Genomic DNA, 25,045 nt, shown 5'->3' with positions numbered 1-25,045 from the left:
CCGCCGCCCGGCGGTGCCATGCTGCTTTGTGGCGGGTTACGGTGGATCATGTGAACGCAAGAATTCCGAACGTATCGATGGCGGTGTTGTGATTGTTTTCCTGGCGGGCTGAAGTCCGGCCCGGCGTGTGGGTGGCCTTCACCGACGCCGGGGCCGGAAACCTGGCGCTGCATGTTGGCGATGACCCACAGGAAGTGCGCCGCCGCCGCGCGGAGCTCGAAGCGGCCGCGGGACTGGGCGGCCGCTCCTTCCAATACATGAACCAGGTCCACGGCGCCGACGTCGCAACGATCGTCGGCGGGGCCGGCGGGGAGAATGTGACCGGCGCCCCGGCCGCCCCCACCGCCGACGCCATGGTGACCCTGACCGAGCCGCTGGCCGTCATGGTGGCGGACTGCGTGCCGGTGGTGCTGGTCGGCGAGGGCCCGGCCGGTGAGCCGGTGCTGGGCGTCGTCCACGCCGGGCGGCCGGGTGTGGCCGCCGGCGTGGTGCCGGCCGCGGTCGCGCGGTTGCGGGAACTGGGCGCGGACCGCATCGGCGCGTGGGTGGGCCCGTCCGTCTGCGGGCGCTGCTATGAGGTGCCCGAGGGCCTGCGCGCCGATGTTGCCGCCACCGTCCCGGCCACCTGGTGCACCACGTCCACCGGCACCCCCGGACTGGACCTCCCGGCCGGGGTGCGGAGCCAGCTTGAGGCGGACGGCGTCGCGATCGAATACTGCGGAGGCTGCACCCTCGAGGACGACACCCTGTTCTCCTTCCGGCGCAACAGCCAGACCGGACGTTTCGCCGGCCTCGTGTGGACGGCCGCCCCGGGCGCAACGGGAGCGCCGGGTCATGACTGAGCAGGTGCAGGGCCGGGACGCCAACCCGCCGAACCCTGATGTGGCCGGCGGTTCTGCTCCAGCCGCGCCGGCCGGGCCGGTGGAGGACTCCCGGCTGGCGGAGCTGGAGCGGAACCTGGCGGCAGTCCGGCGCAGAATCGCCACGGCCGTGACCGCCGCCGGCCGGCAGGCGAACCCGCCCCGGCTGATCGTGGTCACCAAATTCCACCCCGCGGAGGACATCCGGCGGCTCGCATCGCTGGGCATTGCCGACGTCGGGGAAAACCGGGACCAGGAGGCCGCGGAAAAAGCGGCCCAGCTCGGGGACCTCGGCCTGCGCTGGCATTTCATCGGCCAGCTCCAAAGCAACAAGGCCAAGTCCGTGGTGAAATACGCCCAGGCCGTGCATTCCGTGGACAGGCCCGCCCTGGCTGCCGCCCTCGCCAAGGCGATGGCCGCCGAATCCGACCGCACCGGCCGGCCGGCCCTGGACTGCTTCATTCAGGTCAACCTGGCCGAACAGGCCGGCGATTTGGCGGCGGCCCACCGGGGCGGCGCCGCCCCCGACGAGGTCCTGGGCCTGGCCGAACAGCTCGCCGGTGCCGCCGGGCTGCGGCTTGCCGGCGTCATGGCCGTTGCGCCTCTCGGTGCGGAACCGGCGGCCGCGTTCGAGAAACTGGCCGGCATTTCCGGGCAGCTGGCCGCGCAATTTCCGGAGGCCACCGGAATATCGGCCGGGATGAGCCAGGACCTCGAAGAAGCCGTCCGGTTCGGGGCGACACACCTCCGCATTGGCTCCGATATTCTCGGTCCGCGTCCGGCGCTGCGGTAAGTTCGACGTATTGGAAGGTACTGGCGGGGATTCCAAGGCTATCTAGTCATTAAGCGGCCCGCTTACGGACAAGATTAGGAGTCGACCATGGCTGGCGCTCTGCGCAAGACAATGATCTATCTTGGGCTCGCCGACGGCGACGAACATTACGAGTCTGAGCACCCCACACCGCACAAGGATGAGGACGAATCCATGGAGCAGGACCGCGAGGAACGACGTGCCCCGGCGCCCGTCCGCGAGGTCCCCAGGGAAGAGCCTTACGCCGCCGAAGAGGAATATCGCGCACCTGTGACACCTATAAAGCGCGCGGCATCGAGCCGCGAAGAGACCACCGGACTCCGGCAGATCACCACTATCCATCCGCGGTCGTACAACGACGCCAAGCTCATTGGCGAAAGCTTCCGCGACGGCATCCCCGTGATCATGAACGTCACCGACATGGGCGAAGCTGACGCCAAGCGCCTCGTGGACTTCTCCGCCGGCCTTGTCTTCGGCCTTCGCGGCAGCATCGAACGGGTGACGAACAAGGTCTTCCTGCTCTCGCCGTCGTACATCGAGGTCATTGGCGATGACAAGAAGACCAGCGAGACCCAGGCGACTTTCTTCAACCAAAGCTAGAGCCGTAAATTCCGCACGGATGCCAGGCGGGGGAGACCTGCCTGGCATCCGTGCGGAATTATCCGTGTTGAAATAGAAGCAGGACTTTCCTTAGGACACCGCGGTATCCGGAATGAACATGGAGATATGAGTTAGCTCATGGGAATTGTATTTGGGCTCGTCTATATCGCTCTGTTGCTTTTTTTCGTGGCACTGATCATCCGCCTGGTCTTCGACTGGGTGCAGATGTTTGCCCGGAGTTGGCGGCCGCGCGGAATGGCCCTCGTGGCCGCGCATGCTGTGTATTCGGTCACGGACAAGCCCCTGAAGTTGCTCCGCCGGCTCATCCCGCCGCTGCGGCTGGGCGGGATGTCGCTCGACGTCGGATTCCTGCTGCTGTTTGTGGCCGTGAGCGTTGCGATGTGGTTCGTCAAGGGCCTGGTGTACTCCCAGTCGATCGCCGCATGAGCCGCGACGCACGAACGCTGAGCAGTACGAATAGCGACTGACCCGGGCTGATGCCCGAACCGATAGAAACTCCGGTTTGACACTGCGGTGTTGAATTAGAGGAACCAGACCATATTTAGGTACCGTAGTTTTGACGGCCGGAAGGCCTACTGACTAACTAGACCAACGAGGTGACCAGATGGCTTTGACGCCAGAAGACGTTGTCAACAAGCGCTTTCAGCCGACCAAGTTCCGTGAAGGCTACGACCAGGATGAAGTTGATGACTTCCTGGACGAGATCGTCGTGGAACTGCGACGCCTGAACCAGGAGAACGACGAGCTGCGCAAGAAGCTCGCCGAGCTCGGCGCCGGCACGCCTGCCAGCTCCACCACCGCGGCTCCGGTCGTGGAAAAGGTGCCGGCACCCGTCAAGGCCGAGAAGGAAGACGCCGCCAAGGCCGAGGCCGAGGCAAAGGCAAAGGCGGCGGCAGAAGCTGCCAAGAAGCGGGACGCCGAGCAGGCCGCCAAGGCCCAGGCCGTCGAACCGGCACGCACCGCCGCCACCCCGGCATCCGAGTCCGCCGCCGGCCTGCTGGCCATGGCGCAGCAGATGCACGACAAGCACATCGCCGACGGCGAGCAGCAGCGGGACAAGATCATTGCTGAGGCGCAAATCGAGGCCAGCAGCCTGGTCAACGACGCGCAGGAAAAGTCCCGCAAGATCCTCGGTGCCCTCGAGCAGCAGCGCTCCGTCCTGGAACGCAAGGTCGAGCAGCTGCGCGGCTTCGAGCGCGACTACCGCTCACGCCTGAAGGCTTACATCGAAGGCCAGCTCCGTGACCTCGACGCCCGCGGCTCCGTTGCTGCCCCCGAGGTTGGCGAAGCCAGCTAGGCAAAAGCAAAGTATTCTGAAAGCCGGTGGCTGAGGTTTCCTCGGCCGCCGGCTTTTCCTTTCCCGCAATGTTCCGCCGCCGCTGCCGGTGCCGGGACTTGCCGGGCACCATCCCCGGTCTCCGTACTGGCTCCCGATCGAAAGCACTATGACTGAAGCACCCTCACCAGACGCCAAACAGCCCGCAGAGGCGGTACAGTCCGGCCCTGTCCGGCCGCGCCGGGCGGCGATGTTTGTCCTGTTCTCTGCGATCGCCGTGTTCGCCTATGCCCTCGACCAGCTGACCAAGCTGTGGGTCACGAGCACCATGACGGAGGGCGAGCGGATACCCGTGCTTCCGCCGCTGCTGCACTGGTTCTACATCCGCAATTCCGGGGCGGCGTTCTCGATCGGCGAGAACGTGACGTGGGTGTTCACGATCATCATGGTGGCCGTGTCCGTCGCGATCCTGCTACAGCTGCGCCGGCTCGGCTCACTGTGGTGGGCGCTGGCACTCGGGCTGCTGCTCGGCGGCGCACTCGGCAACCTGACCGACCGGCTGTTCCGCGAGCCGTCCTTCGCCATGGGCCACGTGGTGGACTTCATCCAGCTCCCGAACTTCGCGATCTTCAACATCGCCGACTCAGCCGTCGTCTCGGCCGTCGTGATCATCTGCCTGCTTACGCTCCGCGGCATTTCCCTCGACGGCTCGCGCCACACGAAGGAAACGGTGGCCAAAGATGTCTGAAACCTCGGCTGAAAATATGGCAGAGCTGGCCGGCGACGCCGGGGCTGCAGCGCCAGAGCACCGCCGGTTCACGGTTCCGGAGGACCTTGCCGGCTCGCGCGTGGACGCCGGCCTGTCCCGGCTGATGGATATTTCCCGTTCCCAGGCGGCGGTCCTGATCGCCGAAGGCAACGTCAGCAGCAACGCTAAGAGGGTCGGGAAATCCCTCAAACTCGCCGCCGGCATGGTGCTGGACGTCGTGGTGCCCGAGCGCCGGGACCCCTTGGAAATCGTGGAGGAAGTCGTGGAAGGCTTGAAGGTCCTGTTGGATGACGACGAGTTCGTTGTCATCGACAAACCGGTCGGCGTTGCCGCCCACCCCTCGCCCGGCTGGGTGGGGCCCACCGTGGTCGGCGGCCTCGCCGGACTCGGCTACCGGATTTCGACGTCGGGCGCCCCGGAGCGTGCGGGGATCGTCCACCGGCTCGACGTCGGCACCTCCGGCGTCATGGTGGTCGCCAAGACCGAAAATGCGTATACCGCGCTCAAACGGGCCTTCAAGGAACGCACCGTGGACAAGGTCTACCACGCGGTTGTCCAAGGCCTTCCGGATCCGCTGGCCGGCACGATCGACGCGCCCATCGGCCGCCACCCCGGCCATGACTGGCGCTTCGCCGTGATCGAGGACGGCCGTGACTCCATCACGCACTACGAAGTGCTGGAGGCCTTCGGCAAGGCCTCACTCGTGGAAGTTCACCTTGAAACCGGCCGCACCCACCAGATCCGGGTGCACTTCGCCGCCCTGCGCCACCCTTGCGCCGGTGACCTCACCTACGGCGCCGACCCAAGGCTGGCCGCCACCCTCGGGCTCACCCGGCAGTGGCTCCACGCCCGGGAACTCTCCTTCGACCACCCCCGGACGGGGGAGCGGGTCACCGTCACCAGCGAATACCCGCAGGACCTCTCGTACGCCCTTGAGGTCCTGGAGTCCGGAAACGCCTGAACCCGCCCGGCGTGACGGCGTGACGGCGCGGCGGCGTCCGCCAGCTGCGCTGCCGGCGCCGTGGCGTCACGCCACGGCCGCCGCACGGCACTAGAATGGTCCGGTGACTTCCAGCAACGACTCGTTTGTCCATCTCCACAACCACACCGAGTACTCGATGCTGGACGGTGCCGCCCGGCTCGGTGAGCTGTTCGACGAAACCGAGCGGCTCGGCATGCCGGCCCTCGCCACGACGGACCACGGCTACCTGTTCGGCGCCTTCGACTTCTGGAAGCGGGCAACCGACCAGGGCATCAGGCCCATCATCGGCGTCGAAGCCTATGTGACCCCCGGGACCGCCCGTGGGGACAAGACCCGCGTGCGGTGGGGCGAGGAGCACCAGCGCAAGGATGACATTTCCGGCGGTGGCTCCTACACCCACATGACCCTGCTCAGCTACAACAACGTGGGCATGCGGAACCTCTTCCGCGCCTCCTCGATCGCCTCGCTGGACTCGGTCTTCGGCAAATGGCCCCGGCTGGACCGGGAGCTGCTGAACACCTACTCGGAGGGGCTCATCGCCACCACCGGCTGCCCGTCCGGTGAAGTCCAGACCCGGCTGCGGCTTGGCCAGTACCGCGAGGCGCTTGAGGCCGCCGCGGAATTCCGTGACATCTTCGGTGCGGAGAACTACTTCTGCGAACTCATGGACCACGGCCTGGACATCGAACGGCGCGTCACCGGGGACCTGCTGCGCCTCGCCAAGGACCTGAACCTGCCGCTGGTGGCCACCAACGACCTGCACTACACGCACGAGCACGACGCGAAGGCGCATGAGGCGCTGCTGGCCATCCAGTCCGGCTCCACCCTCCTGGAGCCCACCTACGACAACGGCGGCTCGCGCTTTGCCTTCTCCGGCAGCGGGTACTACCTGAAATCGCCGCAGGAAATGCGGGAACTGTTCCGCGACCACCCGGAAGCGTGCGATAACACCCTCCTGATCGCGGAACGCTGCGAAGTCTCCTTCAACACCGGCGCCAACTACATGCCCCGGTTCCCCTGCCCCGAGGGCGAGGACGAAACGTCCTGGCTGGTCAAGGAAGTGGATAAGGGACTCCAGTACCGCTATCCCCAGGGCATCCCGGACAAGGTCCGCAAGCAGGCCGACTATGAACTGGAAGTCATCACCTCCATGGGCTTCCCGGGCTACTTCCTGGTGGTGGCCGACTTCATCAACTGGGCCAAGAACAACGGCATCCGGGTGGGCCCCGGACGTGGCTCGGGCGCCGGTTCCATGGTGGCGTATGCCATGCGCATCACCGACCTTGACCCGTTGCACCACGGCCTGATCTTCGAACGCTTCCTCAACCCGGACCGCGTCTCCATGCCTGACTTCGACGTCGACTTCGATGACCGGCGCCGCTCCGAGGTCATCGACTACGTCACGCGCAAGTACGGCGACGAACGTGTGGCCATGATCGTCACCTACGGCACCATCAAGACCAAGCAGGCCCTCAAGGACTCTTCGCGCGTGCTGGGCTACCCGTTCAGCATGGGCGAGACGCTGACCAAGGCGCTGCCGCCGGCCGTGATGGCCAAGGACATTCCGCTGGCCGACATCCAGAACCCCCAGTCCAAGCGCTACAGCGAGGCGGGGGACTTCCGCCAGCTGATCAGCACCGACCCGGAGGCCGCCAAGGTCTTCGAGACGGCGCTGGGCATCGAGGGCCTGAAGCGGCAATGGGGCGTGCACGCCGCCGGCGTCATCATGTCCTCGGACCCCATCATCGACGTCATCCCGATTATGCGCCGCTTCCAGGACGGCCAGGTCATCACCCAGTTTGACTACCCGACGTCCGAGGGCCTCGGCCTGATCAAGATGGACTTCCTCGGGCTGCGAAACCTGACGATCATTTCCGATGCCCTGGAAAACATCAAGATGAACCGCGGCATCGACCTCGACCTCGAAACCCTTGAGCTGGATGACGTGGCGTCCTACGAGCTGCTGGCCCGGGGAGACACGCTGGGCGTTTTCCAGCTCGACGGCGGGCCCATGCGCTCCCTCCTGAAGCTGATGAAGCCTGACAACTTCGAAGACATCTCCGCGGTGCTGGCCCTCTACCGGCCCGGACCCATGGGCGCCAACGCGCACACCGACTACGCGCTGCGCAAGAACAAGATCCAGGAGGTCATCCCGATCCACCCGGAGCTGGAGGAACCGCTCTCCGAGATCCTGGGCGGGACCTACGGGCTGATCGTGTACCAGGAGCAGGTCATGGCCGTGGCGCAGAAGCTGGCCGGCTATACCCTGGGCCAGGCCGACATCCTGCGCCGCGCCATGGGCAAGAAGAAGAAATCCGAGCTGGACAAGCAGTTCGCCGGCTTCTCGCAGGGTATGCAGGACAACGGCTATTCCATGGCCGCCGTCAAGACCCTGTGGGACATCCTGCTGCCGTTCTCCGACTACGCCTTCAACAAGGCCCACTCGGCCGCCTACGGCGTGATCTCCTACTGGACCGCGTACCTGAAGGCGCACTACGCGCCGGAGTACATGGCTGCCCTGCTGACCTCGGTGGGCGACGACAAGGACAAGTCGGCGATCTACCTCAACGAATGCCGGCGGATGGGCATCACGGTGCTGCCGCCAGACGTCAATGAGTCCGCCCTGAACTTCACCCCGGTGGGCACAGACATCCGCTTCGGCATGGGAGCCATCCGCAACGTCGGCGTAAACGCCGTCGAAGCCATGGTGGCGGCGCGCGAAAAGGAAGGCGCCTACACGTCCTTCAAGGACTACCTCCTCAAGGTTCCCGCGGTGGTCTGCAACAAGCGCACCATCGAATCCCTGATCAAGGCAGGCGCCTTCGACTCGCTCGGCCATCCCCGCCGGGCCCTGGCGATGATCCATGAAGAAGCGATCGACTCCGTGATCACGCTCAAGCGCAACGAGGCGATCGGGCAGTTCGACCTCTTCGCCGGCTTTGAGGACCAGGAGCCGGAGGCCTCGCTCAGCACGGAAATTCCCGACCTCCCGGAATGGGAGAAGAAGGACAAGCTGGCGTTTGAGCGCGACATGCTCGGCCTTTACGTCTCAGACCACCCGCTGCAAGGGATGGAAGGGCTGCTGAGCCAGCACGCGGACCGGTCCATCACCTCGATCATCGCCGAGGACGGGCCCCAGGACGGCGCGATCGTGACCATCGCGGGCATGATCACCTCGCTCAGCCGCAGGATCGCCAAGGCCAGCGGCAACGCCTACGCCCGCGCCGAAATCGAGGACCTCGCCGGTTCCATGGAGGTCATGTTCTTCGGCCAGGTCTACGGCCCCATCGCCTCGGTGCTGGCAGAGGACCTGATCGTGGTGGTCAAGGGCCGCCTGCAGCGGCGCGACGACGGCGCCGTCACCTTGAACTGCATGGAACTTTCCGTGCCGGACCTCAGCGACAGCCAAAACGGGCCCGTGGTGATCACCATGGCCACCCACAAGGCCACCGAGGCCGTCGTCACCGAGCTGGGTGACGTCCTGCGCACCCACCGCGGGAACTCGGAGGTCCGGCTGCACCTCCAAGGCGACACCCGGGTGGAGGTCATGGGCCTGCCGGTGCATCTGCGCGTCAACCCGAGCCCGTCGCTGTTCGGGGACCTGAAGGTGCTGCTTGGCCCGACGTGCCTGGACAACTAACGGCGCGGCGGGCCCTTCAGATCTCGTAGTCGAGCGGAACGGGCTGGCTGTAACCCCCGGAGTGGTAGAGCAGGGGAGCGCCGTCCGCTCCGACCTGGCCCTCCACCACCTCGACCACCACGACGGCGTTGTTCTCGAATGACAGCCGCATCTGCACCTTGCCGATCAGCCACCCGGTGACGTCCTTGAGCACGGGTACCTCGTGCGGCCCGAGTTCCCAGTGGTCGCCGTCGAACCGGTTTCCGCCGCGGGCGAAGCGGTCGGCGAGGTCCTGGTTTTCCAGTCCCAGCATGTGCACGCCGATGTAAGTGGCGTTCGCCACGGCCGGCCACGAGCGGGAGGTCCTGGCCATGTTGAACGTGAACCGTGGCGGCTTCGCGGACAGCGACGCCACCGACGTCGCCGTAAACCCGAACGGGACGCCGTTGTGGTTGGCGGTGATGATGGCCACGCCCGCGGCGTGCCGGCGGAACATTTCCCTGAAAGTCCCCTCGAAGATTCCCTCATCTGTGGCCACTGCGATCCAACCCCTTGCTGCACGTGCGTGTCATGTCCCTACTCTGCCAGCGTATTCCGCTTGCCGCCGCTGGGGCACTTGTTTCCGGCCGCCGTCATGTTGCCTCTCGCGGCGTCATGTGCCCGGACGGCGGAATCCTTGTTACCGTTTGTTGCATGACACACCCCGCAGTAGACGGTTCGGTCCGGCACACCGGCGAGCCCGCGCACCCGGAAACGCCCGCGCAGCCGGAGACGTCCGCGCAGCCTGAGACGTCCGAGCAGCCTGAGACGTCCGCGGAACCGGGCCGGCAGCCCGCACCAGGCCGGACCCGGTGGCAAAAGGCCGCCGTCATCGCGGCCGCCGGCATCCCGGTGGGTCTGCTCTGGTGGCTCTTGTCGCCGTCGGGCCTGAACCTGCTGACCGGAAACCCGGACCTCGCCGCCGGCACGAACACCGCGACCTGGCTGCCCAGGGACCTGGTGCTGGGAGGACTGTGCCTGCTCGCCGGCTGCATTGCAGGATCGTTCGTGGCCGGGTCCAAACACGAACAACCCCGGCCCGGCACCATCCTGCTGATGGTCCTCGCCGGCGTTGCCGGCACGCTCCTCGCCTGGGGGACAGGCATCCTCAGCGCACAATTGTGGGGAGCGCCGGCCGATACCTCGGCCAATGCCAGCGTCGCTTTCTCACTGCGGTCCTACGCGGTCCTCGCCATCTGGCCCGGGGCGATCGCCCTGGCCATCTTCCTCAACGCCCTCTTCCCGGGCTCCGGCAATAAGCCCCGCGCCTGACGCCCCGGGGTCACCGGAGGGCCGGCAGGCGCGGGCGGAGCGGGCCGCGGCGGCGTCACAGCGACGGTTCGGACCGCCGGGCACGTAAAATGATCGGGTGAGCCTAACTCCTGACAGCACCGTGACCCCGATTCCCGCTGCCCTGAACTTCCGCACGGTCGATGTGCGCGGCAAGCAGCTGTCCCTCGCCGGACTGCGCGCGGCCGTTCCCCGGGCACAGTCCAACACCCTGGCCGACGCCGAGGACAAGGTTTTGGAGATCATCTCCGCCGTCCGCACGCGCGGCTTCGCCGCCCTCGGGGAACTGGCACTGTCCTTTGACGGCGTCGAGCAGACGCACCCCCGGGTCCCGGCCGAGGCGTTGCACGCGGCCCTCGCGGACCTCGACCCCGCCGTGCGCGCGGCGCTCGAGGAGTCCATCCGCCGGGCCCGCCGCTTCGCCGACGCCCAGCGGCCGGCGAACGTCGACGTCGAACTCGGTGAGGGTGCCGTCGTGAGTCAAAACTGGGTGCCCGTGGCACGCGTGGGGCTCTACGTTCCCGGCGGCCTGGCCGTGTACCCGTCCTCGGTGATCATGAACGTGGTCCCGGCACTGGCCGCAGGCGTCGAATCCATTGCCCTGGCCTCGCCGCCGCAAAAGAACTTCGGCGGACTGCCCCACCCCACGATCCTGGCGGCGGCATGCCTGCTGGGCATCGAGGAGGTCTACGCGATCGGCGGGGCCCAGGCCATCGCGACCTTTGCGTATGGCATCCCCGCCGATGCTTCCGGCCCGGCGTCCCTGCCCGGGATCGACCCCGTGGACGTGGTGACAGGTCCGGGCAACATCTTCGTCGCCACCGCGAAGCGGCTGGTCAAGGGGGTCGTGGGGATCGACTCCGAGGCCGGCACCACCGAGATTGCGATCCTCGCGGACTCCACCGCCAGCCCCGCCCTCGTTGCCGCGGACCTCATCAGCCAGGCCGAGCACGACCCCAAGGCGGCCTCGGTCCTGTTCACCGACTCCGAGGCCCTCGCGGCGGACGTCCGCGTGGAACTCGAGCGGCAGGCGGCGGCAACCAAGCACTCCGGCCGCGTCCGTGAAGCGCTCTCCGGTCCGCAGTCCGGCGTTGTCCTCGTCGAAGACCTGGCGCAGGGCATCGCCGCCTGCGACGCGTACGCCGCGGAGCACCTCGAAATCATGACCGCCGACGCCGCCAGGGTGGCCGCGCGCATCCGCAGCGCCGGCGCGATCTTCGTGGGCGACTACAGCCCCGTGAGCCTCGGCGACTACTGCGCCGGCTCCAACCACGTGCTGCCGACCAGCGGCACCGCGGCCTTCTCCTCCGGGCTGAACGTGACCACCTTCCTGCGGGCCATCCAGGTCATCAACTACAGCCGCTCGGCATTGGAGCAGGTCAGCGGGCACATCGTCAGCCTCTCCGGCGCGGAGGACCTGCCGGCCCACGGCGAGGCCGTCACGGCGCGCTTCGCCGCCCGGTAGGCCCCAGCAGTTCCCCCGCAGTCCAGGGGCCCGAACCACTACATGTAGTAATTACAGGCTTGTTATTCAGCTACATCTAGTCGTAAACTGAGTTTGCAGGGGCCGGCTGACAGCCGCGCCCGCTAGCTAGCGGCGCTGATGCTGCGGATTGCGACAGGGGAGGAAAAGACATGTATTGCCCGTTCTGCCGAAACCCTGACTCGCGCGTGGTGGACAGCCGGATCGCCGACGACGGTTCGGCCATCCGACGCCGCCGGCAGTGCCCCGAATGCGGCCGCCGGTTCACCACTGTGGAAACCACCAGCCTGACCGTCATCAAGCGATCGGGCGTCGGCGAGCCCTTCAGCCGCAGCAAGGTCATCAACGGCGTCCGCAAGGCCTGCCAGGGCCGCCCGGTCACGGAAGACGATCTCGCGCTGCTGGCCCAGGAAGTCGAGGAGACAATCCGGGGATCCGGCGCCGCCGAAATTGAAGCCCACGAGGTCGGGCTGGCAATCCTGGAGCCGCTGCAACGGCTCGATGAGGTTGCTTACCTGCGCTTCGCCAGCGTCTACCAGGCCTTCGAATCGCTGGAAGATTTCGAATCCGCGATTTCCCTGCTTCGGCACGAGGCAGAAACCAAGGGCCGGGACGGCAAGACCCCGCAGAAGAGCACGCTTCAGGCGCCGTCGTAAGATTTGTGTTCTTCAGTCCCAGGGACTGTTCCGGTCTAACCGGGTAAAGGGCACCACCACAGACTCTGGTGGTGGCAGCGGAGGGGAAGCCGCGGCCACCACCGGCTCCAGCCCCACGGGCTCGCGGGGGGCGTTGGATCTAGCGGCCGCCAGCGACCGGGAGCACCGCGCCGGTAACGTAGGAGGCCTCCCCGGACAGAAGCCACAGGACTGCTGCCGCAATCTCGCCAGGCTCCGCGCCCCGGCCCATCGGGATCGTAGAATTGAGCCGCTCCACCCGGTCCGGCATGCCGGCGGCAGCGTGCAGTCCGGTGTTTGTGCTCCCCGGAGCCACGGCGTTCACCCGGATGCCCTCCGCCGCCACTTCAGCCGCCAGCCCCACGGTAAGGACGTCGACGGCGCCCTTGGACGCCGCGTAGTGCGCCCACGTTCCGGGCGAACCGGCTTTTGTCGCCGTGGAGGAAATGTTGATGATGGAGCCGCCACTGCCGCCGTGGTCGCGGCCCATCCTGCGTACAGCCTCCTGGCAGACAAAGATCAGGCCCGCCACGTTGACGTCGAGGACACGGCGGACAGTGTCTTCCGGCACGTCCACCAAGGGGCCGATCAGGTTGCCGGTGATGCCTGCGTTGTTCACGACGGCGGCCAGCGGGCCCAGGCCCATTGCGGCGTCGAACAGTCCGGAAACCGCGGTCCGATCGCTGACATCGGCGCGCACTGCCTGCGCAGTTCCCCCGCTCCCGGTGATGGCCTGTACCACCTCAGCGGCACCGGCGTCGTCGTTGGAGTAGTTGACCACGACGGCGTAGCCGGCCGCCGCGGCCCGCAGGGCGATCGCCGCCCCGATGCCGCGGCTGGCGCCGGTGACGATAACGACGCCAGAGCCTGGCCCGGTCATTGAGCTACTTGGCCAGTTTGTGCTTCAGCGCAATTTCGATCGCGGCGCCCACGATGCCGGCGTCGTTCTTCAGTTCGGCCGGGACGATGGGGGTGCGCAGCTTCATGTGCGGCAGGTACTCGTCGGCACGCTTGGAGATGCCGCCGCCCACGATGAACAGTTCCGGGGAGAACAGGAACTCCACGTGCGAGAAGTAGCGCTGCAGCAGCACACTGTACTGTTCCCAGCTGAGTCCGTCGCGCTCACGGGCCACGGCGGAGGCCTTGGTCTCGGCATCGAAGCCGTCGATTTCCAGGTGGCCGAGTTCGGCGTTCGGGACCAGCTTGCCGTCGAAGATGAAGGCAGAGCCGATGCCGGTGCCGAGGGTAATCACCAGCACGGTGCCTTCAACGCCCTCGCCGGCACCGAAGCGGGCTTCGGCGAGACCGGCGGCGTCGGCGTCGTTGATGACCTCCACGGGGCGGCCAAGACGGGCGGTGAGCATGGCGTCGATGTCAGCTTCCAGCCATGACTTGTCCACATTGGCGGCCGAATGGACCACTCCGTGCTGAATGATGCCCGGGAAGGTCACGCCGACGGGGCTGCTGGCGTCGGGGGCGTCGGAACGGGCGGAGAGCTCGGCGACAACCTGTGCGACGACTTCGGCCACCGACTCCGGAGTGGAAGGCTGCGGCGTGGGGAACCGCACGCGATCACCGATCAGCTTTCCCTTCTTCAGGTCCACGATGCCGCCCTTGATACCGGTGCCGCCGATGTCAATGCCGATCAGGGGGGCGTTCTTCTTCGACTTCTCGTCCTTCTTGGCCAAAATCGTTCCGTTCGTGGCAGGGGCGGGCTGTGGTACCGGCCGGGGCCGGCGAGAAACAGGGGAAAACTGGTAGCAAACAGGTTGGAACTGGTGAACAACCGGTCCTCAGGGACCGACCGGGTGGAGCGCGGTCTATGGCAGAGTGAGAACCTCAGCGCCGGACTCCGTGACCAGCAGTGTGTGCTCAAACTGTGCGGTGCGTTTGTGGTCGCGGGTCACAACAGTCCAGTCATCGGCCCACATGTCCCAGTCAACGGTGCCCAGGGTCAGCATCGGCTCGATCGTGAACACCATACCCGTTTCCATGACGGTGTTGTACGCAGGAGCGGCGTCATAGTGCGGAATAATCAGCCCGGTGTGGAAGGCCTCGCCGACGCCGTGGCCGGTGAAGTCGCGGACCACGCCGTAGCCGAAGCGCTTGGCGTAGGACTCAATGGTCCGGCCGATCACGTTGATTTCGCGTCCCGGCGCCACCGCCCGGATGGCACGGTTCAAGGATTCCTTGGTGCGCTCTACCAGGAGGCGGGATTCCTCGTCGACGTCGCCGACCAGGAACGTGTAGTTGGTGTCGCCATGCACGCCGCCAATGAAGGCGGTGATGTCGATGTTGAGGATGTCGCCGTCCCGGACCACAGTGGTGTCAGGGATCCCGTGGCAGATGACCTCGTTGAGCGAGGCGCAGAGAGACTTCGGAAAGCCGCGGTACCCGAGAGTGGAGGGGTACGCCTTGTGGTCCAGCAGGAACTCGTGGCCCACCCGGTCCAGCTGGTCCGTGGTGACGCCGGGTTCGATGTGCTTGCCGACCTCCACGATGGCTTGGGCCGCGATCCGGGAGGCGATCCGGATTTTCTCGATGGTCTCTGCCGACTTGACCTCGGATCCGGTGAATTTGGCCGGACTCGGCTTGCCCACATATTCCGGGCGCGGGATAGACGGCGGCACAGCAAGCTGCGGGCTCACTGTCCCCGGGACAAGCGTGCCGATGGGTGCAGTCGAAGCTAGAGAAGGCATAGATTGATCATATAAGCTGCCGGGCGCAGCCTGGAAAACACAGTCTGGGAAAACACAGCCTGGGAACACACAGCCCCGAATACACAGTCTCGAAAACACAACCCGAAAACACAACCCGAAAACACAACCCGGACACCAGGCGGCTTGAGCCTCCCGGACCGGCGGTACGCGAAGGAGCACCAATGCCCGAATACTGGTACAACGTCAACACTCACGAGATCGAAGAGGACGCGATGTCCGACTGGAGCCAGTTGATCGGTCCGTACAAGACCCGCGAGGAAGCCCAGCACGCCCTCGAAAAGGTCAAGGCGCGCAACGAAGCGTGGGAGAAGGACGAGGACGACTAGACCGTCCCCATATCCGTCATTCTCACCCGGTGCGGGTGAGTGCCAGCCGGTCGCGGCCAGCCATACTGAGAAAATGCCGACGAGCGCCACCCGCGCCCGCGGCGTCCGAGTCGCCGACCTGGCCAGATTGGGCGCTGCCTGGGCTGCCTCGACCGTAGCCCTCATCATCACCGGCGCGCTCTTGCCGGGGTTCTCGGCAACAAGCTGGTGGGCATACGCCGCCGTGGCCGCGGTGGCCGGCGTCGTCGGACTGGTCTTCCGTCCGGTACTGGTGGAGATCTCGGCCAGGGTCGGCTGGCTGGCGGTGGGGCTCACCGCCCTGCTCGGCCAGGCACTGATCATGTACGTCGCCATCCGGCTGGTGCCCGGGATCGAATCGACGGTCTGGACCGCCCTGGCCGCAACCTGGGTCAGCGCCGTCGTCGGCACCCTCATCTCCTGGGCGGCCACGGCCGGTACCGATGAGGGCCTGATCACTTCGCTGGCAGGACGGGCGCGGCGGCAGCAGGAGGTGACCGATCCGGAGGTGGATGGCGTCCTGTTCGTGCAGCTCGACGGTGTCCCTTTCCCCGTGCTGCAGTGGGCGGTCCAGTCCGGTGCGGTGCCCCATATCCGGCGCTGGCTGACATCGGGGGAGTACACGTTCCGCGAATGGACCCCCCAGCTGCCATGCACCACGCCAGCCAGCCAGCTGGGCATTCTGCACGGCACCGTGGACGGGGTTCCTGCCTTCCGGTGGTACGACCGTGAGCTCGGCCGGGTCCTCGTGGCCAACCGTCCGGCAGACGCCCGGGTGATAGAGGAAAGGCACAGCACCGGCGAAGGCCTGCTATACGACGACGGCGTCTCCATTTCGAACCTGTTCACCGGCGACGCGCCCCGGTCCCTCATGACAATGAGCCGGGTGGAGATGGGACGCGGCTCCACCCAAACCCGTCGTGCGTTCGCCTGGTTTTTCGCCTCGCCCAACGGGTTCATGCGCAGCCTCACGCGGACCGCCGGGGAGATTTTCAAGGAGCGTTGGCAGGCCCGCAGTCAGGTCAAACGCGACCTCAACCCGCGTGTGCATCGAGACTGGACCTTCGCCCTGCTGCGGGCCGTCACCAACAGCCTCCTGCGGGACCTGAACACTTTCCTCGTGGCAGAGGAGCTGCGCCGCGGCACGAAGAGCATCTATGTCGACTACGTGGACTACGACGAGATCGCCCACCACGCGGGCATGTTCCGGCCCGAATCGCTCGCCGCCCTGGACGGTTTGGACCGCACCCTGGGAACCTTGGCCCGGCTGGCCGGGACCGCTCCCCGCCGGTACCGCATGATGGTGCTCTCAGACCACGGACAGTCCCAGGGCACCCCGTTCGCTGACCTCTATGGCCAGACGCTGGGTGACTTGTGTGCGGAGCTCATCGACGAACAGGTCCAGAACGTGGATGCCTCGGTCGAGGGGCTGGGGCGCGCGGACTCCATTGCCGGCGACATTGCGGGCGGCGGGATGAGCGGGAAGCTCGCCGTCCGTGCCGATCAGGTGCTCGCCAAGGCACAGCAGACACATGCTCCGGGCCGCGACGCCGAAGAGCCGGTCGTCGTGGTGGGCTCGGGCAACCTGGGCCTGGTCTATGTGCGGGGGGACCGGCGCTGGACTCTCGACGCCCTCGACCGGCAGTGGCCGGCCCTCGTCCCCGGGCTGGTTGGCCATCCAGGCGTCGGGTTCGTTGCCGGCGTCGACGAGGGCGGCCGACCGTGGGCGATCGGCAGCGGCGGGCGCATCAACCTCGCCAGCGGTGCCGTGGAGGGCACGGACCCGCTGGCCGATTTCGGGTCCCATGCCGCGCGGGTCCTCAGAGAGGCGCTGATGCGTCCGAAGGCACCGGATCTCTACGTCAACAGCACAGTTGATGCGGTGACCGGCGACGTCGCCGCGTTCGAGGGCCTCGTGGGATCCCACGGGGGCCTTGGCGGCTGGCAGGACCGCGCTGTGCTGCTGGGCCCGGCCGATCTCATGGCGCGGCTGCCCGAGCGGATAGAGGGCGCCGGGGAGCTCCACCGGGTGCTCGTGGCGATGCTTGAGTCCTGTGGCCAGCGTGCCACGACGGCGTCCCGCGGTTGAGCGGACGGCTCAGGCCGGGGTTTCCCATGACTGGCCAGGTGCCAGGACGACTGCCGTGCAGGCAGGAGCCTGGACCGCCACGGCGACGGCAAACCGCCGCCCGGGCTGCTCAAGCCAGCTCCGGGCAAAGTGTGCGACGAACGGCGGGTGCAGCGTTCCCCAGTGCACCGGCACGGCGAACCGCGCGCCACACATCGCGACCGCCCGCGCAGCGCTTTCCGGCGACAGGTGGCCTGCCGACAGCCGCGGACCCCACCCCCAGACCGGTACCACGGCGACGTCGATTGGGCCGCCTGCCAGGGCGGGCAGCGCCGCCATCTCCGGATACAACCCCGTGTCACCGGCGAACCAGACGATGCCCGATTGACCCCGCACCAGCTGGCCGTTGGCGTCGTTGGGCCGGTGCGGCATGGGACGGCTGTGATGCCGGGCCGGTACCTGGCGAATCCGGACACCGCCGCCCACCGGCGTCCAGACGTCCCCCAGTGCGACTGTGGGCATCAATTTTTGGCGATGCAGCCAGGCGACGTTCGCCGGAGCGCTCATCAGGATCGCCCCGTCCAACATTCGAAGGGAGCGCAGCTCGGCGTGGTCGTGGTGCAGGTGCGAGAGCAGCACCGCATCCGGCCGGCTCCACGCCGCCGGGTCCGGCCGCGGTGCCAGACGGCGGAGCAGCCCGGCATGAGGACGCAGCAGCGGATCGGTCAAGACCCGAATCCCGTCGATATCCAGAACCACCGTCGAGTGACCAAGCCACGTGAGCCTCATGTCGGGCGTAGCCCGCTGTGGCGTCAGGCCAGGGCCTTGGCCTTCAGGGAATCAAACTCGCTCTGGCTGATGGCTCCGGAATCGAGCAGTGCCTTCGCGTCGGCGATCTGGGCGGCCGGAGTGGACGTGGTGCCGGCGGCCTGCTTGATGTACTCCTGCTGGGCAGCCTGTTGCTTGGCCACCCGTGCCATCTGGCGTTCGGCCATGCTGCGGCCACGGGCGATCAGGTAGATCAGGGCGCCGAGCCAGGGCAGGAAGATCATCAATATCGCCCAGCCGGCCTTGGCCCAGCCGCTGAGCTCGTGGTCGCTGAACATGTCAAACAAGCAGCGGAAATACACCGTCAGTGCGGCGATCCAGATGAAGAACCAGAAACTCCAAAGCAGGACGTCCCAGAAGCTAGTGGTGCCCATCGCTACTCCTCCCATCGTGTCCGCCGGAGCCGGACCTGCGCGTCGCGCACGAAGACGGCCGGTCCTGCGGAACATCTTGAGGTCCTGATGCGGACCTTAATGGTCAGCCTGCCCGGACTCCCGGCGTGCCACATCCTCCGGGAAGGATGAGGTGTCACTGCAGGTCAGGGTGGGCACATCCATGGCGAAAGCCTCGGGGGCGGCGGGTGTGGCCCGGAAAACGTACTCCGGAGCCCCCCTAGAAGGAGTGTTCGGGGCCGGGGAAGTGGCCGGAGCGCACGTCCTCCCCGTAGGCTTTCGCGGCGTCGCTGAGCGAGGTGCGCAGGTCCGCGTACTGTTTGACGAACTTCGCCATCTTTCCGCCGCGCAGACCCGCCATATCCTGCCAGACCAGGACCTGCCCGGTGGTGGCGTTCCCGGCGCCGATGCCGACGGTTGGGACGTCGACGGCGGCGTCCACGGCGGCCGCCGTGGCGGCGGGGACCATTTCCATGAGCACGCAGAACGCGCCGGCGTCGGCCAGCGCGACGGCGTCCTCGATCAACCGCGCGGCGTCATCGCCGCGGCCCTGGACCCGGTAGCCGCCCAGGGCGTGCTCGCTCTGCGGGGTGAAGCCGATATGCGCCATGACCGGAATGCCGGCTTGGACCATGGCACGGACGGTGTCGGCATAGAACTTCCCGCCTTCGATCTTGACGGCGTGGGCGAGGCCTTCCTTCAGGAACCGCACCCCGGTGGCGACCGCCTGCTGGGCGGAGACCTCGTAGCTGCCGAACGGCAGGTCCGCGACCACCAGGGCACGCCGCGCGGAGCGGGCGACGGCCCGGCACAGCGGCAGAAGCTCGTCCACGGTCACGGGAAGGCTGGTCTCGTTGCCGAAGACGTTGTTGGAGGCGGAGTCGCCCACCAGGAGCACCTCGATGCCGGCCTGGTCAAAGATCTCGGCGGTGTACTGGTCGTACGCGGTGAGCATCGCGAAGTGCCCGCCGTCGGTCTTGACCTGGTGGAGGTGATGGGTGCGGACCCTGGCCAGGGGTTTCGGGGCCGCTGCCGTCCCGGCGCTGCCTGCGGTGCCGGCGGCGCGTCCTGTCCCGGCCGCGGCCGGGCCGTTGCCGTAGGGGGCCGCAAGTTCGGCGGGCGTGCTGGAATCGGGGCTGTTGCTGGGGACCATGCCACGAGCGTAGTGCGATACCGGGTGCCACAGCTACCGGGGAACCAGCCGAGGCCGGTGAATCAGGTCACACGCGCGGCTTTCCCGGCGGCCCAATCCCGCCGGACGGCGCGAAATCCCCGGCCATTGTGTTAACGGTGTGTTACGCGGAGCCCCGGCTTCAGCAATCGGTGCCAATGATTAGTAAAGTGAACCGTGAGCAACCGCGGGCCCTTGAACGTCGGGCCCGGGGAACGGATGGAAGAACCGGAAAGAGGCCAGTATGGACCGCCAGCAAGAGTTTGTCCTGCGGACGATCGAAGAGCGCGACGTGCGGTTTGTGCGCCTGTGGTTCACCGACGTCGTGGGATCGCTCAAGTCCGTGGCTCTTGCCCCGGCCGAGGTGGAAGGCGCCTTCGAAGAAGGGCTCGGATTCGACGGTTCCTCCATCGAGGGTTTGGCCCGCGTCTTCGAATCCGACATGCTCGCCCAGCCGGACCCGGCCACGTTCCAGATCCTGCCCTGGCGCGGTGAGACCGAGGCGACCTCGCGCATGTTCTGCGACATCCTCACGCCCGACGGCGAACCCTCCGCCGCCGATCCCCGGAACGTCCTCAAGCGCACGCTCGCCAAAGCCGCGGACATGGGCTTCACCTGCTACACCCACCCCGAAATCGAGTTCTACCTGCTCAAGTCCCAGCAGCCCGGTCCCGACGGCTCACCCGTTCCCGTGGACGAGGGCGGCTACTTCGACCACGTCCCGGGCGGCGTGGCACAGGACTTCCGCCGGACCGCCGTGACGATGCTCGAATCCGTGGGCATCTCCGTGGAATTCAGCCACCACGAGGCCGGCCCGGGCCAGAACGAGATCGACCTGCGCTACGCGGATGCACTGCAGACCGCGGACAACATCATGACGTTCCGGACGGTGATCAAGGAAGTGGCGCTGCAGCAGGGCACCTACGCCACCTTCATGCCCAAGCCCTTCACGGCCCACCCGGGCTCCGGCATGCACACGCACTTCTCGCTGTTTGAAGGAGACACCAACGCCTTCTACGAGGCCGGTGCAGAGTTCCAGCTCTCCGAGACGGCCCGCCAGTTCATTGCCGGCATCCTCAAGCACGCGCCGGAGTTCACGGCCGTGACCAACCAGTTCGTCAACTCGTACAAGCGGCTCTGGGGCGGGGGAGAGGCGCCGAGCTACCTGAGCTGGGGCCACAACAACCGCTCCGCCCTGGTCCGGGTCCCGCTGTACAAGCCGGGCAAGGGCCAGTCCGCGCGGATCGAATACCGCGGGATCGACTCAGCCGCCAACCCCTACCTGGCCTACGCAGTGCTCCTGGGGGCCGGCCTCAAGGGCATCGAGGAGGGCTACCAGCTCCCCGCCGCGGCAGAGGACGATATCTGGTCACTGAGCTCGGCCGAACGCCGCGCCATGGGACACGACCCGCTCCCGGCGAGCCTGCACGACGCCATCCGCACCATGGAGGATTCCGAACTCATGCCGCAGATCCTCGGCGAGCAGGTTTTCGAGCACTTCCTCCGCAACAAGCGGGCAGAATGGCAGGACTACCGCCTCCAGGTGACGCCCTACGAGCTGCAGCGCAACCTCGGCATTCTGTAGGCGGCCCCGGTGAGCCTGGCACGACGCCTGATTGCCGCCGGCTTCAGTGATCTCGACAAGGGCGAACGGTTCCTCGCCGCCCGGGAACTGGAGGGGCTGGACCAGGACGCCCTCTTTGCCGGGCTGCAGCTGGCCGCGAACCCGGATGCCGCGCTGCAATCGCTGGTGCGCCTGATCGAGAAGCACCCGGACCTGCGCCGGCGGGCCGTGGCAGACCCCGAAATCAGTGAACCGCTGTATCGGGTCCTCGGCGCCTCGGAGGCGCTGGGTGAATTCCTCATCCGCCACCCCGAACACCTCGATGCGTTCGACGTCCGCGCCAGCCCGGAACCGCTGGCGGCGGACGCCGGGGCCTTGCGGGCGCGGCTGCTGCAGTCGGTGCGGGCCGATCCGAACTCCGCCCGGCCGGTGGCCGCGCTCAGCGGGCAGGAAGCGTACGCGGCGCTGCGGACTGCCTACCGGCGCGGGCTCGTGGAACTCGCTATCAAGGACCTTTGCGCTGCCGATCCGCTGGATTTCATGCCGGCTGCCGGCGCGGAACTGGCGGACCTGGCCGGCGCGGCCCTCGAGGCGGCCCTCGCCGTGTCCCGGGCCGAAGCAGGGGAGCAGTTCGGCGCCGCCGAGGTCGCCGACGTCGGGCTCGCCGTGATCGGCATGGGCAAGTGCGGCGCGCGCGAACTGAACTACATTTCCGACGTCGACGTCATCTACGTGATGGATTCCGGCGCGCTGGAGGACTCCCGGGCCACCACGATCGGCAACGCCCTCGCCTCCGGGATCTCGCGGGCGATCATGTCCACCAGCCGCGAACCCGGGCTGTGGGAGGTCGATGCGAACCTGCGGCCCGAGGGCAAGTCCGGCCCGCTGGTCCGCACGCTGGCCTCGCACGAGAGCTACTACGCGCGCTGGGCGGAGAGCTGGGAATTCCAGGCCCTCCTGAAGGCCCGGACCATCGCCGGCGACACCGCCCTGGGCGCACGCTACGAGGCGGCCGTGACGCCGCTGATCTGGTCCTCGGCGGGCCGGGAAGGCTTCGTCGAATCCGTGCGCGCCATGCGCCGCCGCGTCACCGAGCACATTCCGGCCGACGAGGAACAGCGGCAGATCAAACTGGGCCGCGGCGGACTGCGCGACGTCGAATTCACCGTCCAGCTGCTGCAGCTCGTGCACGGCAAGTCCGATGAATCGCTGCGCTGCCGGGACACCACCTCGGCCATAGCCGCGCTGTCGGCCGGCGGGTACATCGGCCGCTCGGACGCCGCGGAATTCGACCGCGACTACCGCTATCTGCGGCTGCTGGAGCACCGGATCCAGCTGTTCCAGCTGCGCCGGACGCACCTCATGCCGGTGAACGAGGCGTCCCTGCGCTCCCTGGCCAAGGCCGTCCTGGGACCGTTCTCCACCGAGCGGCCCAAGCCCGACGCCCTGGTCGCGGCCTGGCGCAAGACCAAGCGTTCCGTCCGCGAACTCCACGAACGCATTTTCTACCGCCCGCTGCTCAATACGGTCGCCACGCTCAGCAGCGAAGAGGCACGGCTGACGCCGGAGGCCGCGCAGGGCCGTCTCGCCGCCCTCGGCTATCTGGATCCCCCCGGCGCCATGCGGCATATCGAGGCACTTACCGCCGGCGTCAGCCGCCGCGCGGCGCTCCAGCGCCAGTTGCTGCCGATCCTCTTGGACTGGCTCGCGGACGGCGTGGACCCCGACGCCGGGCTGCTCGCCTTCCGGCGCGTCAGCGAGGCCCTCGGCACGACGCACTGGTACCTGGGCATGCTCCGGGATTCGACGGCGGCTGCCGAGCGGCTCTGCCACGTGCTGGCCAACTCCCGGCTGATTTCTGACCTGCTGGAGGTTTCGCCCGAGTCCGTGGCGTGGCTCGGCACCGACAAGGAACTGGTCCCGCTCAGCTTCGAATACCAATGGCTCGAGATCACCTCGAAGATGTCGCGGCACGCGGACCCGGAGAGCGCCATGCGGCTGATCCGGCTGATCCGTCGCCGGGAAATCCTCAGGATCGCCATAGCGGACAGTGCCGGGCTGCTGGACCAGGACCAGGTGGGCGAAGCCCTCGCCGACACGGACCGGGCAGCCGTGCTGGGGGCGCTGCGCGTGGCGGAGACGATCATCACGGCCGAGGAACCGCTCAAGACGCACGTGCTGGTGGTGGCGATGGGCCGGCAGGGCGGCCGGGAGATCGGCTACGGCTCGGACGCGGACGTCATGTACGTCCACCGCGGACTCCCCGGAGTGCCGGAGGAGGAAGCGCAGGCCCAGGCCCTCCAGATCGTGGGCAAGCTCTCAAGCCTGCTGACCCAGCCGCTCAAGCCGGCGATTCTGGCCGAACGGGTGCTGTCAGTGGATGCGGACCTGCGCCCCGAGGGCAAGAGCGGACCCATGGTGCGGTCCCTTGAGTCCTTCGCCGAGTACTATCGCCGGTGGTCCCTCGTCTGGGAGGCCCAGGCGCTGCTGCGGGCACGCCCCATGGCCGGCGACGACGCCCTGGCGGAGGACTTTATCGCCCTGATCGATCCCATCCGGTATCCGGAGGCGCTATCGGAACAGGACGCGCGCGAGGTCCGGCGGGTCAAAGCCAGGGTGGAAGCCGAACGCCTGCCGCGCGGGGCCGATCCTGCCCGGCACCTGAAGCTTGGCCGGGGAGGGCTGAGCGACGTCGAATGGCTGGCCCAGCTGCTCCAGCTCCGCCACGCCGGCAAGCACCCGGAACTCCGGACGACGTCGACCGTGGAGGCGCTCGAGGCGGCTGCCGCGCTGGACCTGATTGATGCCGGGGACGTCGTGATCCTGCTCCGGGCCTGGCGGCTGGCCAGCCGGATCCGTTCGGCCAACGTCATCTGGACCGGCCGGCCCTCGGACCTGCTGCCCTCCTCCCGACGCGACCTGGAAGCCGTGGCGCGCTGGTGCGGCTACGGCCAGGGAAATGCGGCGGCACTGGAGGAGGACTACCTGCGCCTGAGCCGGCGTGCCAGGGCCGTTTTTGAGCGGGTCTTCTATGGCCAATAGCGGCTGCTGACACGATTGCCGCCCGGTGCTACCTTGGGCGGATGGCCAGACAACTGTTTGTTAACCTCCCCGTCCGGAATCTCGATACGACCGTGGAGTTCTTCACGGCGCTGGGATTCTCCTTCAACCCCGACTTCACCGACGAGAACGCCACCTGCATGATCGTCAATGACGGTGCGTACGTGATGCTGCTCGTCGAGTCCTACTTCAAGACCTTCACCTCGAAGTCGATCGCCGCGACGGCGGACACCGCCGAGGCCATCATGTCCTTCTCGCTGGAGAGCCGCGAGGCCGTGGACGAGGTCATCCGCACCGCCCTGACCTCCGGGGGCACGGCCTCGGAGGAGGCCCAGGACTACGGCTTCATGTACACCCACAGCTTCCAGGACCCGGACGGCCACCTCTGGGAGGTCTTCTGGATGGATCCGGCCGGGCCGCCCAAGGACGCTGCGCTCTAACCCCGGTTCCTCACGGCGGCCGCCGCCGCCGGCG

General features: G+C 67.3%; 23 protein-coding genes. 16 read left to right on the top strand and 7 right to left on the bottom strand.

Annotated elements, in window-relative coordinates; translation table 11 throughout:
* The first annotated feature begins 92 nt into the window (after positions 1-92).
* The 8 genes from C8D78_RS16020 (at position 93) to dnaE (ending at position 8,959) form a co-directional block, all read left to right on the top strand.
* The gene (locus C8D78_RS16020; protein WP_120954862.1) at positions 93-842 is read left to right on the top strand and encodes a purine nucleoside phosphorylase YfiH/LACC1 family protein; all 750 of its coding nucleotides are present in this window, start codon (positions 93-95) and stop codon (positions 840-842) included.
* Positions 835-1,653, top strand: a complete 819-nt coding sequence (locus tag C8D78_RS16015) for a YggS family pyridoxal phosphate-dependent enzyme (protein WP_120954861.1) — start codon at positions 835-837, stop codon at positions 1,651-1,653. Before C8D78_RS16020 ends, C8D78_RS16015 begins: the two co-directional genes overlap by 8 nt.
* Positions 1,654-1,740: 87 nt before the next feature.
* Complete coding sequence (locus C8D78_RS16010; RefSeq protein ID WP_120954860.1) at positions 1,741-2,271, top strand: cell division protein SepF; 531 nt, start codon at positions 1,741-1,743, stop codon at positions 2,269-2,271.
* A gap of 138 nt (positions 2,272-2,409) precedes the next feature.
* Positions 2,410-2,718 carry a YggT family protein gene (locus C8D78_RS16005; RefSeq protein WP_120954859.1) on the top strand — a complete coding sequence of 103 codons (309 nt, stop codon included), beginning with the start codon at positions 2,410-2,412 and terminating at the stop codon, positions 2,716-2,718.
* A gap of 178 nt (positions 2,719-2,896) precedes the next feature.
* Entirely contained in the window at positions 2,897-3,589 is a 693-nt protein-coding gene (locus C8D78_RS16000; protein WP_120954858.1) for a DivIVA domain-containing protein, read from the top strand.
* A gap of 148 nt (positions 3,590-3,737) precedes the next feature.
* Positions 3,738-4,316: a signal peptidase II gene (lspA, locus tag C8D78_RS15995; RefSeq protein ID WP_120954857.1), complete on the top strand. Its 579-nt coding sequence runs from the start codon at positions 3,738-3,740 to the stop codon at positions 4,314-4,316.
* A 16-nt stretch (positions 4,317-4,332) separates the two neighbouring features.
* A complete protein-coding gene (locus C8D78_RS15990) occupies positions 4,333-5,298 on the top strand; it encodes an RluA family pseudouridine synthase (protein WP_120954921.1) in 966 nt (321 codons plus the stop codon).
* 103 nt (positions 5,299-5,401) lie between these two features.
* On the top strand, positions 5,402-8,959 hold the full coding sequence (dnaE, locus tag C8D78_RS15985) for a DNA polymerase III subunit alpha (protein WP_120954856.1): 3,558 nt from the start codon (positions 5,402-5,404) through the stop codon (positions 8,957-8,959).
* Between the two features lie 16 nt (positions 8,960-8,975).
* Here the strand turns inward: dnaE and C8D78_RS15980 are convergent, their stop codons facing one another.
* On the bottom strand, positions 8,976-9,434 hold the full coding sequence (locus C8D78_RS15980) for a flavin reductase family protein (RefSeq protein WP_120954920.1): 459 nt from the start codon (positions 9,432-9,434) through the stop codon (positions 8,976-8,978).
* 197 nt (positions 9,435-9,631) lie between these two features.
* Here C8D78_RS15980 and C8D78_RS15975 point away from each other — a divergent pair, with 197 nt between their 5' ends.
* The 3 genes from C8D78_RS15975 (at position 9,632) to nrdR (ending at position 12,406) form a co-directional block, all read left to right on the top strand.
* The gene (locus C8D78_RS15975) at positions 9,632-10,249 is read left to right on the top strand and encodes a hypothetical protein (RefSeq protein ID WP_120954855.1); all 618 of its coding nucleotides are present in this window, start codon (positions 9,632-9,634) and stop codon (positions 10,247-10,249) included.
* A gap of 97 nt (positions 10,250-10,346) precedes the next feature.
* Entirely contained in the window at positions 10,347-11,732 is a 1,386-nt protein-coding gene (hisD, locus tag C8D78_RS15970; RefSeq protein WP_167467931.1) for a histidinol dehydrogenase, read from the top strand.
* Positions 11,733-11,902: 170 nt separating this feature from the next.
* The gene (gene nrdR / locus C8D78_RS15965) at positions 11,903-12,406 is read left to right on the top strand and encodes a transcriptional regulator NrdR (protein WP_120954854.1); all 504 of its coding nucleotides are present in this window, start codon (positions 11,903-11,905) and stop codon (positions 12,404-12,406) included.
* A 139-nt stretch (positions 12,407-12,545) separates the two neighbouring features.
* Here nrdR and C8D78_RS15960 read toward each other — a convergent pair whose 3' ends face one another.
* The 3 genes from C8D78_RS15960 to map form a co-directional block, all read right to left on the bottom strand.
* Entirely contained in the window at positions 12,546-13,304 is a 759-nt protein-coding gene (locus C8D78_RS15960; RefSeq protein WP_120954853.1) for an SDR family oxidoreductase, read from the bottom strand.
* A gap of 4 nt (positions 13,305-13,308) precedes the next feature.
* A complete protein-coding gene (gene ppgK, locus C8D78_RS15955) occupies positions 13,309-14,112 on the bottom strand; it encodes a polyphosphate--glucose phosphotransferase (protein WP_120954852.1) in 804 nt (267 codons plus the stop codon).
* Between the two features lie 132 nt (positions 14,113-14,244).
* Positions 14,245-15,123: a type I methionyl aminopeptidase gene (map, locus tag C8D78_RS15950; RefSeq protein ID WP_120954851.1), complete on the bottom strand. Its 879-nt coding sequence runs from the start codon at positions 15,121-15,123 to the stop codon at positions 14,245-14,247.
* A 182-nt stretch (positions 15,124-15,305) separates the two neighbouring features.
* Here map and C8D78_RS15945 point away from each other — a divergent pair, with 182 nt between their 5' ends.
* Both C8D78_RS15945 and C8D78_RS15940 read left to right on the top strand, forming a co-directional pair.
* Positions 15,306-15,470, top strand: a complete 165-nt coding sequence (locus tag C8D78_RS15945; RefSeq protein WP_120954850.1) for an SPOR domain-containing protein — start codon at positions 15,306-15,308, stop codon at positions 15,468-15,470.
* A gap of 73 nt (positions 15,471-15,543) precedes the next feature.
* Positions 15,544-17,577, top strand: a complete 2,034-nt coding sequence (locus C8D78_RS15940; protein WP_120954849.1) for a phage holin family protein — start codon at positions 15,544-15,546, stop codon at positions 17,575-17,577.
* A 9-nt stretch (positions 17,578-17,586) separates the two neighbouring features.
* Here the strand turns inward: C8D78_RS15940 and C8D78_RS15935 are convergent, their stop codons facing one another.
* The 3 genes from C8D78_RS15935 to panB all read right to left on the bottom strand — a co-directional run bounded on the left by C8D78_RS15935 (position 17,587) and on the right by panB (position 19,929).
* Positions 17,587-18,345: an MBL fold metallo-hydrolase gene (locus C8D78_RS15935; RefSeq protein WP_120954848.1), complete on the bottom strand. Its 759-nt coding sequence runs from the start codon at positions 18,343-18,345 to the stop codon at positions 17,587-17,589.
* A gap of 23 nt (positions 18,346-18,368) precedes the next feature.
* Positions 18,369-18,758, bottom strand: a complete 390-nt coding sequence (locus tag C8D78_RS15930; RefSeq protein WP_120954847.1) for an SHOCT domain-containing protein — start codon at positions 18,756-18,758, stop codon at positions 18,369-18,371.
* A 238-nt stretch (positions 18,759-18,996) separates the two neighbouring features.
* Positions 18,997-19,929 carry a 3-methyl-2-oxobutanoate hydroxymethyltransferase gene (panB, locus tag C8D78_RS15925; protein ID WP_120954846.1) on the bottom strand — a complete coding sequence of 311 codons (933 nt, stop codon included), beginning with the start codon at positions 19,927-19,929 and terminating at the stop codon, positions 18,997-18,999.
* 262 nt (positions 19,930-20,191) lie between these two features.
* On the opposite strand from panB, the gene glnA reads away from it, so the two are divergent.
* From glnA to C8D78_RS15910, 3 genes are read left to right on the top strand one after another with little or no spacing between them, the layout of a single operon-like run.
* On the top strand, positions 20,192-21,532 hold the full coding sequence (gene glnA, locus C8D78_RS15920) for a type I glutamate--ammonia ligase (protein ID WP_120954845.1): 1,341 nt from the start codon (positions 20,192-20,194) through the stop codon (positions 21,530-21,532).
* Positions 21,533-21,541: 9 nt separating this feature from the next.
* Positions 21,542-24,553 carry a bifunctional [glutamine synthetase] adenylyltransferase/[glutamine synthetase]-adenylyl-L-tyrosine phosphorylase gene (locus C8D78_RS15915; RefSeq protein ID WP_120954844.1) on the top strand — a complete coding sequence of 1,004 codons (3,012 nt, stop codon included), beginning with the start codon at positions 21,542-21,544 and terminating at the stop codon, positions 24,551-24,553.
* Between the two features lie 41 nt (positions 24,554-24,594).
* A complete protein-coding gene (locus C8D78_RS15910; RefSeq protein WP_120954843.1) occupies positions 24,595-25,011 on the top strand; it encodes a VOC family protein in 417 nt (138 codons plus the stop codon).
* Positions 25,012-25,045 lie beyond the last annotated feature (34 nt).

The sequence above is a fragment of the Arthrobacter oryzae genome (genome assembly GCF_003634095.1).
Lineage (GTDB): Bacteria > Actinomycetota > Actinomycetes > Actinomycetales > Micrococcaceae > Arthrobacter > Arthrobacter oryzae.
Note: the sequence above shows the minus strand (reverse complement) of the source record. Positions and strands in the feature narration are given on the sequence as shown.